This window comes from Sphingomonas sp. CCH10-B3 (assembly GCF_001556185.1).
Classification (GTDB): Bacteria; Pseudomonadota; Alphaproteobacteria; order Sphingomonadales; family Sphingomonadaceae; genus Sphingomonas; species Sphingomonas aquatica.
This window is the reverse complement of record NZ_LSIJ01000092.1, coordinates 81518-88890: the sequence shown is the minus strand read 5'-3', so window position 1 is coordinate 88890 and position 7373 is coordinate 81518. Positions and strand designations below refer to the sequence as shown.

9 protein-coding genes, 1 tRNA gene and 1 pseudogene are annotated in these 7373 nt (G+C 65.2%); 7 read left to right on the top strand and 4 right to left on the bottom strand.

Annotated features, from left to right (window positions below):
* The coding region (locus tag AX672_RS14965; protein ID WP_168727502.1) for a DUF417 family protein at positions 1 to 242 on the bottom strand (242 nt) is incomplete at its 3' end.
* Positions 243 to 346: 104 nt separating this feature from the next.
* Between AX672_RS14965 and AX672_RS14960 the strand changes: the two genes are divergently transcribed.
* Together AX672_RS14960 and AX672_RS14955 are read left to right on the top strand one after the other, a co-directional pair.
* Positions 347 to 889 carry a MarR family winged helix-turn-helix transcriptional regulator gene (locus tag AX672_RS14960; RefSeq protein WP_066652568.1) on the top strand — a complete coding sequence of 181 codons (543 nt, stop codon included), beginning with the start codon at positions 347 to 349 and terminating at the stop codon, positions 887 to 889.
* 54 nt (positions 890 to 943) lie between these two features.
* Positions 944 to 1147: pseudogene (locus AX672_RS14955) on the top strand (8-oxo-dGTP diphosphatase MutT); the annotation flags it as partial.
* On the opposite strand, the gene AX672_RS14950 reads toward AX672_RS14955, so the two are convergent.
* Complete coding sequence (locus tag AX672_RS14950; RefSeq protein WP_066652564.1) at positions 1144 to 1980, bottom strand: class I SAM-dependent methyltransferase; 837 nt, start codon at positions 1978 to 1980, stop codon at positions 1144 to 1146. The pseudogene AX672_RS14955 and the gene AX672_RS14950 overlap by 4 nt on opposite strands.
* 44 nt (positions 1981 to 2024) lie before the next feature.
* Between AX672_RS14950 and AX672_RS14945 the strand changes: the two genes are divergently transcribed.
* The 5 genes from AX672_RS14945 to AX672_RS14925 all read left to right on the top strand — a co-directional run bounded on the left by AX672_RS14945 (position 2025) and on the right by AX672_RS14925 (position 4425).
* Positions 2025 to 2768, top strand: coding sequence for a ComF family protein (locus tag AX672_RS14945; protein WP_066652614.1), 744 nt, complete (start codon positions 2025 to 2027; stop codon positions 2766 to 2768).
* A gap of 31 nt (positions 2769 to 2799) precedes the next feature.
* A complete protein-coding gene (gene grxC, locus AX672_RS14940) occupies positions 2800 to 3057 on the top strand; it encodes a glutaredoxin 3 (protein WP_066652559.1) in 258 nt (85 codons plus the stop codon).
* Positions 3054 to 3878: a carbon-nitrogen hydrolase family protein gene (locus AX672_RS14935; RefSeq protein ID WP_066652558.1), complete on the top strand. Its 825-nt coding sequence runs from the start codon at positions 3054 to 3056 to the stop codon at positions 3876 to 3878. The genes grxC and AX672_RS14935 overlap by 4 nt, the downstream gene beginning before the upstream one ends.
* Positions 3875 to 4312 (top strand): DUF1178 family protein, encoded by a 438-nt coding sequence (locus AX672_RS14930; protein ID WP_066652557.1) that lies wholly within the window; start codon positions 3875 to 3877, stop codon positions 4310 to 4312. The genes AX672_RS14935 and AX672_RS14930 overlap by 4 nt, the downstream gene beginning before the upstream one ends.
* Positions 4313 to 4348: 36 nt before the next feature.
* Positions 4349 to 4425 (top strand) — tRNA-Arg (locus AX672_RS14925).
* A gap of 25 nt (positions 4426 to 4450) precedes the next feature.
* Here the strand turns inward: AX672_RS14925 and AX672_RS14920 are convergent.
* The gene (locus AX672_RS14920) at positions 4451 to 6712 is read right to left on the bottom strand and encodes a TonB-dependent receptor (protein ID WP_066652555.1); all 2262 of its coding nucleotides are present in this window, start codon (positions 6710 to 6712) and stop codon (positions 4451 to 4453) included.
* A gap of 158 nt (positions 6713 to 6870) precedes the next feature.
* Complete coding sequence (locus AX672_RS14915; RefSeq protein WP_066652553.1) at positions 6871 to 7149, bottom strand: SWIB/MDM2 domain-containing protein; 279 nt, start codon at positions 7147 to 7149, stop codon at positions 6871 to 6873.
* Between the last annotated feature and the right edge of the window lie 224 nt (positions 7150 to 7373).

Genomic DNA, 7373 nt, shown 5'->3' with positions numbered 1-7373 from the left:
GCAGCGGCCGTCGCGAGCTCGACGGTGCCTATAAAATAGCTTCCACCCTGCACCCCAAAAACGGCCGGAATCCAGCTCATGATCGGACTGTTCTTCATCAATGGCGCGATGCCCATCGCTTCATAGCTCGTGAATTTCATGCAACCGAACCAGAGAAAGATGACCACCAGCGCCCAGCGCAGCAACGCGAGAGACCCGCGAGAGCCGGTCGTCTTTTCAGCTATGTGTAATGTCGAAAACATGGTGCCTCGCTTTCATCATGGCGCATGACCTGCCTTCATGCTTAGACAGGCGTGATATATGCGCGGCGCATACACTATGCGCCGTCGATGAATGAGGCAACCCTTTGAACGTACTCTCGGACCGGCTCGTCAATCTGTTCGGCGCTCTCGCGGTGGGCACCACCGATCGAATTAAGAAGGCGGCATTCGACCCGACGATACCCGGCGGTGGCGAAACCACCGCGGCGATCGTCGTCATCGGTCACGCGACCGGTCTTTCGATCGACGAATTAGGACGGGTGCTAGGCTTGTCCCACGCGGGGACGGTGCGGCTTGTCGATCGATTGGTTGCAGCCGGGTTCGCCGTTCGATCGAAAGCACTTCGCGACCGTCGTGCAGTGGCGCTGATGCTCTCCGAAGCAGGAGAGAATCGCCTGTCTGCAATGTTACAACGAAGAAAAGAGACTTTATCAGCTCTTCTGAGCGATGTTTCGAACGCTGACCGCCTCGTGCTGGAACGTATCGCCGAGACAATACTTGCGCAGATGTCTGACGACGCTGTCTCGGCGCTGACAATATGCCGGCTCTGCGACGAGAGGCGATGTTACAACTGTCCGATGGATGCCTTTGGAATGCTGGAATCGTCGACGCATAGAGTCGACCCATAAGTGCGCCCGGAAACGCTTAGCGTATATCTGTGCCCGTTCTATGTCCTGACCCCGTGTTTGGCGCCCGCAACCTTCGCCAGCGCGACGGCGGGCGATCGCCACCTGTTGCTGCTGCTCTATGTCTGCCGGAAGTGGCGCGGCGTCCCGCGCGCGGTCGAGGCTGCCGCTTTGCGCTGGGTGCGGCCGGTCGAGATGTATGCCATGCCGATGCCACCCGCCGACCGCTCGCTGATCGGCCTGATTGAGGCGCTCCTCTAGCGCGGCGGCCGCAGCGCGGTGGCAAGCGAGGCTTGCGCGCTGCCCCGGCGGGCAGGCTGCGGCTGCGAGGGATCGGGCGCCCAGCCGGTCAGGAACACCAGCTCGAACCGTTCGGAGGTCCGTCCATCGGCGTCGGCACGCGCGGCGAAGGCTTCGGCGGCGCGCGCGAGCGTATCGCGGCGCAGCGCCACCCGGTCCGGCATGATGTTCGCCGCTGCCATCCCGCGCAGATCGGCAAGCAGCGCGAACAGGTTGCGATAGCGCACGGTCAGCGCTTCGCCATCGGCGACCGGGAGCGTAAAGCCAGCGCGCATCAACAAGTCGCCCGCCGCGCGGACATCGACCTGCGGGTGCAGCCGTGCCACCGGGCGATCGCCTTCGGCTTCGCGCAGGCACGCCCTTAGCGTGGCGAGGCTGCCGGCCCCGACGAACGCGCCCAGAAACAGCCCGTCGGGTCGCAGCACCCGCCGCGCCAGCGTCAGTGCGCCGGGCAGATCGTTGACGCTGTCGAGCACGCCAGCCGACACCACCAGATCGAAGGCGCCATCGGCGAAGGGCAGACGGTCCTCGTCGCCTTGCACGCCGCCAGCCGCCCGCGCGAAGGCGAAGCCGGCATCGACCCGTGCAATCCGCGCCCCCGGCGGCGGGATGAACTCGCCACCGAAGCTGCCGAGATCGAGCACATCCTGAAACGGGCGGCGGACCATTGCCAGCCTGTCGGCAAGTCCGTCGAGCATCTGGCTGCGCAGGAAATCATGCGCTGGATAGCCCGGCTGCGCGCGGTCGCGGCGGCGGCGGCGCAAGGCGCGGTCGAAGATTTCGGGCGGGGTCACGCGCCGAGCTTGTGGCGTGGTGCCGCGCGCGCGACAAGGGGGCGATGGACGTGCTCGCCCCCTTGATGGCGCCGCTCCGGCTGATGGCCGATGCGGCACTGCCGCCACGCTGCCCCGGCTGTGGCGCGGTGACGCGCGCGGATCATCATTTCTGTGCAGCCTGCTGGGGCGACCTTCGCTTCCTGGCGCCGCCGTGGTGCGCCGCCTGCCACACACCGTTCACGGTCGATCGCGGTGCCGATGCACGCTGCGCGGAGTGTCTTGACCAGCCGCCGCGCCATGCGGGCGTGCGAGCGGCGGTTGCCTATGGCGACATTCCGCGGGCTATGGTGTTGCGCCTGAAATATGGCGGCCACCTTGCTTATGCCACGACGATCGCACGGCACATGGCGCGGCTGGTGCCGGATGATGCCGAGCTGCTCGTGCCGGTGCCGCTGCATGCGCGGCGGCTGTGGGGGCGGGGATTCAATCAGGCCGCGGAGATCGCGCGCGCCCTGTCGGCGGTCGGCGGCGTGCCTGCGGTTCCCGATGCGCTCCGTCGCACGGTCGCGACCCCTGTGCTGCGCGGTTTGGGCGCAAAGGCGCGGGTGAGGGCAGTCAAAGGTGCGTTCGTCGTTGCGCCCGAGCGGCGACCGACGTTGAGGGGCAAAGCGGTCGTGCTGGTGGACGACGTCTATACGAGCGGTGCAACGACTGATGCCTGCACGCGCGTGCTGCTGGCGGCGGGCGCGCGCTCGGTGACGATCCTGTGCTGGGCGCGCGTGCTCGATCCTGCGGCTGCCGATTGACAAGCGGCAAAGCCGACCACATTTGTCGGAAATGGCAAAAGTCGAAATCTACACCAAGGCATTCTGTCCCTATTGCTCGCGCGCGATGCGGTTGCTCGACAGCAAGGGCGCGGCGATCGAGGAATATGACATCACCATGGGCGGTCCCAAGCGCGCCGAGATGCTCGCGCGTGCACCCGGCGCCTCCACGGTGCCGCAGATCTTCATCGACGGCCGGCATGTCGGCGGCTCGGACGATCTCGCCGCGCTCGACCGCGCTGGCGAGCTGGACGCGTTGCTCGCCGCATGACCCGGATCGCGCTGCTCCAGATGACGAGCGGCATCGATCCGATCGCCAACGGCCTCGTCGTGACTGATGCGATCGCCGAAGCAGCGGCCGGCGGGGCCACGATGCTGTTCACGCCCGAAATGACCGGCCTTGTCGATCGCGAGCGGGCACGTGCCGCGGCTGTGTTGCAGGGCGAAGAGGCGGATTTCGTCCTTGCTGCCGTTCGAACGGCAGCGGCGGATCACGGCATCTGGGTACATATCGGCTCGCTGGCGCTGAAGTTGCCCGACGGCAAGCTCGCCAATCGCGGCTTTGTGATCGACGACCGCGGCGCGATCCGCGCGCGATACGACAAGCTCCACCTATTCGATGTTGATTTGCCGACCGGCGAAAGCTGGCGTGAATCTGCCAGCTACGCGGCGGGCGAGGGGGCTGTGGTGGTCGAGACGCCCGTCGGCGCGCTCGGCCTGTCGATCTGTTACGATCTGCGCTTCGCCGCGCTTTATGCCGCGCTGAGTGCCGCCGGCGCGACGATCCTCAGCATCCCGGCGGCCTTCACGCGCCCGACCGGCGCAGCGCACTGGCATTTGCTCCAGCGCGCGCGGGCGGTCGAATCGGCCGCGTTCGTCGTCGCCGCTGCGCAGACCGGCGCGCATCAGGACGGCCGCGAAACCTTTGGCCATTCGCTCGTCGTCGATCCTTGGGGCGAGGTGTTGCTCGACATGGGCGAGGCGCCAGGCGTCGGCTTTGCAACGATCGACCCGCAACGCGTGGCCGATGTTCGCGCGCGGGTGCCGGTGCTCGATCATCGCCGCCCGATTCCAGCGGTGACCCGCGCATGATCGTGTTCGATCTCCGCTGCGGCAACGATCATGTCTTTGAGGCGTGGTTCGGCTCTTCGAGCAGCTATGAGGATCAGCGCGCACGCGGGCTCGTCCATTGCCCGGTGTGCGACAACAGCGTGGTTACCAAGGCCGTGATGGCGCCCAATGTCGCCGCCAAGGGCAATCGCAAGGTCGCATCGCCCGCCATGCCCGCCGACAATAAACACGCCATGCTCGCGAAACTCGCCGAGCTTCAGGCAGCGCTCATCGACAAGTCCGAATGGGTCGGCCGCAGCTTCCCCGATCGCGCCCGGGCGATGTATCTGGGCGAGGAAACTGCGGCGCCGATCCACGGTGAAACCACCGCCGCCGAGGCGCGCGAGCTGGTCGAGGAAGGCGTTCCGATCGCGCCGCTGGTAATACCGTTCGTGCCACCCTCGGCACGCAATTGACCGCACGCCTGCGCGCGGATAGTCACACGCCCGCGTGCCCCCGTAGCTCAGCCGGATAGAGCAACGGTTTCCTAAACCGCAGGTCGGAGGTTCAAGTCCTCTCGGGGGCACCATTTCGGCGCCCCCGAAGGGTCAGCATCAGAATTTGAAGCCGATTTCGAACCCGGCGATGCGCGGCTCATTCACGAAGCCGGTCAGATTGTTGAAGTCGATGCCGCCGACCGCCGACACATCGTCGGTGATGTTACGGACATAGGCCGCAAAATCGAACGGGCCGGTCTTGTAGCCGACGCGCAGGCCGCCTTCGAGCAGGAAGCGGTCACGATATTCGACCGAGCGATAAAGGAAGAACTGGATTTCGGAGCGATAAGCCCAGTCGGTGATCGCATAGATCTCGCCATTGCCGATCGGATGGCTGTACCGCGCGGTCCAGTTGGCGGTCCACTTGGGCGATTGTGGCAGGCGGTTGCCGTTGATCGAGAAAATCCCCGGCGAGCCCGGCCGCTGCGCGTTCAGCACCGTGCAGCCCGATGCGCAGCCCGCGACAAAGGCGTTCGGATCGTTGATCCGGTTCTCGTTAAGGCTGACGCCCGCGGTGAAGTTCAGCCGCTCCACCGGGCTCGCCTCGAGCTCGGCTTCGAAGCCATAGCCATCGACGTTGCGCGCATTGAACAGCGTCGTGAAGTTCGACGCGCCGCCGACCGCCGTCAGCTGGAGATCATCGGTCGAGAAATAGAAGCCGTTGACGTTCAGCCGCAGCTTGCCGCCGAAATAGACGCTCTTGAAGCCGCCTTCATAAGAGATCGTCCGCTCCGAATTGGCGACCGACAGCGTGCGGCCGAACACCAACCGGCCCTGAATCGACGGCGCGCGATAGCCGCGGGCAATGCGGGCGTAGAGATTGACTTCGTCGGTCACGCGCTGCGTCGCGCTGATGTCCCAAGTCACGATGTCGCTGCCGACATTGGCGCGCTGATCGGGCACCGGGCCGCCGAAGCCGAGGAAGCCGGGGCGGGTGTCGATCGGGCGCGATGCAACGAGCGCGCGCGTATCATTGTTATAGCGGATGCCGCCCTGAACCGTCAGGCCGAAGTCGAACTTGTAGTTGGCCGAACCGAACAGGCCGAACGCCTCGCTCGTCTGCCGCTGCGGCGAGAAAGCGGCCGGGGTCAGATCGGTCGGGGTGCCGAAGTCGAACGAATTGATCCGCAGCGTTTCGTTGAAATAGAAGAAGCCCGCCTGCCAATTGAACGCGTGCGCACCGTTCGACGCGATCCGCAATTCCTGCGTGAACTGGTCGAGGTTCGGGACATCGTCCTGCGACTGCGCCGAGAAAGGAATGAAGCCCGGCCCCTGCGGCGGCGCGAACTGGTTGCCGAAGCCGCCGTCGATGTCGCCGCGGCTGGCGACATTGCCGTTCCAATAGGCACTGACCGAGGTCAGCGTGACGGGGCCGAAATCATAATCGACCGTCAGCCCGACGTTATAGTTGCGCAGCCGCTGGAAGTTGAGGCCGTCCTGACGCACTTGATCACGGCGGAACGGCGTGTTCGGGCCGCCAAGGCCGATCAGCCGATCGCTGCCGGGCGTGAAGATGTTCGCACGGAACAGGCGGGCAGTGCCGTCGAGGATGCGGGCCTGGCCGGTCAGCCGCGCGGTGAGCGCGTCGGTGGGCTTCCATTCGAGCTGGATGCGGCCCGCCCAGTCGTCATAGCCTTCCAGGTCACGCGCCTGCGCGGTTGCGATATTATCGACCCAATTGTCGCGGTGCTGGTAAAGCGTCGAGAAGCGCGCCGACAGCGTATCGCTCAACTTGACCGTCGCCGCACCTTCGATGTTGATCGTGCCATAGCTGCCATAGCCGCCGCGGATATAGCCACCGGCTGTGCTCGGGCGGACCGAGTCGAACTTGACGATACCGGCCGGGGTATTGCGGCCGAACAGCGTGCCCTGCGGCCCGCGCAGCACTTCGACGCGCTGCAGGTCGAAGATCGGGAAACCCTTGAGGATCGGGTTTTCGAGCACGACATCGTCGTAGACGAGGCTGACCGGCTGCGACGCGTTCAGGTCGAAGTCGCTGTTGCCAAGCCCGCGGATATAGAAGCGCGGGAAGGCGCGCCCGAACGAGCTTTCGATGTTGAGGCTGGGGATGCGCCCGGCGAGCGCACGGATGTCATTGCCGCCCGACTGCACCAGATCGAGCCGGTCGCCACCGATTGCCGCGACCGACACTGGCACGTCCTTCAGCCGCTCTTCACGACGCTGCGCGGTGACGACAACGTCATCCTCGCTGGCCTTGGCGCCCGGCGCGGCAGGCGCGTCCTGTGCGAAAGCGGGCGCTGCCGCCGAACCGAGGAGCGCCGCTGCGAACAGCCGCGTGCGAACCGAAAAACCGATCATCGAGCTTGATTCCCCACTCTGAGTGCAAAAATTGCGAGAGAGGCAAGTGCCGCGACCGGGCATTCCCGGTCAAGCATTTGACCGGGTCGTTTCACGTTTGGCGATTAGCGTTGCAAAATTGTGACAGTCGGGGCGCGCTGCGGTGCCCCGACGCGCGATCAGGCCTTCACATGCGCCGAAATATATTTGTTCATTTCGAACATCGTCGCCGACTTTTTGCCGAACACCTTCTCCAGTGCCGCGTCGGCCAGGATCTCGCGTTTGTTGGCGGGATTCTGCAGGTCGTGCTGCTTGATATAAGCCCAAACCTTGCTGATCACTTCGCTCCGCGGCAGGCGGTCGGCGCCGACGATGGCGGCCAGCTCCGCCGAGGGTGTGACGGGCGCGTGAATGCCGCCGGTTTTCGGCGCAGTCGACTTCGCAGGGGCTTTGGCCATTCTTCATCCTCCCGATGGTCGGTGCATTGTCCGACCGGTGGCGATCCCGACATGGGTCGCTTCGTTTTCCTTCCCGCCTTGTAGCCCGTGTTACGCGCGTCGCAACCGGCGAGGCAGCAAAAATGTCATAATTGTTTCGCAATCATTTCATGCCCGGTCCGCGCCTTGACGCCCGCTGCATCGGGATTGATGACGGGGCAGGGCAGCCGGCACCGATCGGCGTC

Bases quoted from the DNA above. Each gene is read 5' to 3' on its own strand.
- AX672_RS14915 (WP_066652553.1), bottom strand. From the start codon at position 7,149: ATGGCCAAAGCCCCTGCGAAGTCGACTGCGCCGAAAACCGGCGGCATT.
- AX672_RS14945 (WP_066652614.1), top strand. From the start codon at position 2,025: ATGGACGTGCTCGCCCCCTTGATGGCGCCGCTCCGGCTGATGGCCGAT.
- grxC (WP_066652559.1), top strand. From the start codon at position 2,800: ATGGCAAAAGTCGAAATCTACACCAAGGCATTCTGTCCCTATTGCTCG.
- AX672_RS14920 (WP_066652555.1), bottom strand. From the start codon at position 6,712: ATGATCGGTTTTTCGGTTCGCACGCGGCTGTTCGCAGCGGCGCTCCTC.
- AX672_RS14930 (WP_066652557.1), top strand. From the start codon at position 3,875: ATGATCGTGTTCGATCTCCGCTGCGGCAACGATCATGTCTTTGAGGCG.
- AX672_RS14935 (WP_066652558.1), top strand. From the start codon at position 3,054: ATGACCCGGATCGCGCTGCTCCAGATGACGAGCGGCATCGATCCGATC.